Source organism: Promicromonospora kroppenstedtii DSM 19349, from assembly GCF_000515355.1.
Classification (GTDB): Bacteria; Actinomycetota; Actinomycetes; order Actinomycetales; family Cellulomonadaceae; genus Promicromonospora; species Promicromonospora kroppenstedtii.
In genome coordinates this window covers 139,405-140,596 of the sequence record NZ_KI911665.1, presented here as the reverse complement: position 1 = coordinate 140,596, position 1,192 = coordinate 139,405, and the positions used below count along the sequence as shown (strand labels likewise).

At 74.2% G+C, this 1,192-nt stretch carries 1 protein-coding gene and 1 pseudogene; one reads left to right on the top strand and one right to left on the bottom strand.

Going from position 1 to position 1,192, the window contains the following annotated elements; translation table 11 throughout:
• Nucleotides 1-269: 269 nt before the first annotated feature.
• Nucleotides 270-869, bottom strand: coding sequence for a class I SAM-dependent methyltransferase (locus PROKR_RS13035; RefSeq protein WP_036963811.1), 600 nt, complete (start codon nucleotides 867-869; stop codon nucleotides 270-272).
• A gap of 52 nt (nucleotides 870-921) precedes the next feature.
• On the opposite strand from PROKR_RS13035, the pseudogene PROKR_RS34830 reads away from it, so the two are divergent.
• Nucleotides 922-1,192, top strand: a pseudogene (locus PROKR_RS34830) (GNAT family N-acetyltransferase); the annotation flags it as partial.

The following is a 1,192-nucleotide window of genomic DNA, read 5'->3' as shown; positions in this document are numbered from 1 at the left end:
CCGCACGTGGCAGGGCGGCACCACCGGCGCCGGCGCGCCCGACACCTGGATCGTCGAGGTCCCGGGCGGCGAGGTGCGCGTGCGCGTGCTGCCGGGCGGCAACGTCGAGCTCGCGGGCCCGGCGGAGCTGGTCTACTCGGGCCGGGTCGCGCTCTGACCCAGGGCGAGCCGATGGCGACATGTGGTCTCGTCGCTGATCTACCGACGGACACGTCCCTGGTCGACCGCTGGACATGATCTCGGTCCACCGTTCGACAGGCAGCTGTCGCTCAGCCCGCGACCCGCAGCACGCGGAACCCCTTGGACGACGTCGTGCGCTCCACCGCGAGCCCGAGCGTCTCGGTGATCCAGCGGGCCAGCGAGTCCGAGCCCAGGTTCTTCTGCACCACGAGCCATGCCGCGGCGTCCGGTCCGAGCCGGGGCAGCCAGCGGGTCAGCAGCTCGTGCAGCACCTGCTTACCCACGCGGATCGGCGGGTTGGACCAGCAGGCGGCGAACCGCACGTCGTCCGGGACGTCGCCGGGCAGCACGGCCCGCACGTTGGTCAGCCCGAGCCGCTCGGCGTTGCGCCGCACCAGGTCGAGCGCGCGCTCGTTGACGTCGACGGCCCAGACCGTGGCCTCCGGGGCCTCCAGTGCCAGGGTGATCGTGATCGGGCCCCAGCCGCAGCCCAGGTCGAGCAGGTCGCCGGTCGCCGGGGGCGCGGGCACGTGGTCCAGCAGCACGGCCGTCCCCTTGTCCACGCCGCCGGGGGAGAAGACGCCGGACGCCACCTCGACCTCCAGCTCCCGCCCGGCGAGGCGGACGGTGCGGGTGCGGCGCTCGTCGTCCGAGGCGGGCTGTGCGGTGAAGTAGTGGTCGCTGGACACCGCGCAATCGTAGGCGCTTGCCGGGTGGCGTGAGCGGTGCCAGCCTGCAGGCATGGAGATCGCCGTGGCCACCGCCGACCGCTGGGACGACGTTCAGACCGTGTTCGGCGCGCGTGGCGGCGCGCACCACTGCCAGTGCCAGCGCATCCGGCTGGGTGACCGCGCCTGGTGGTACATGCCGGTCGAGGAGCGCGCCCATCAGCTCCGCGAGCAGCTCGACCCGGGGCCGGACGCCCCGACGACCGGCGCCCTGCTCGGGTACGTCGACGGCGAGCCGGCCGGCTGGGTCGCCGTCGCGCCCCGCACCGAGTTCGTGCGCTACC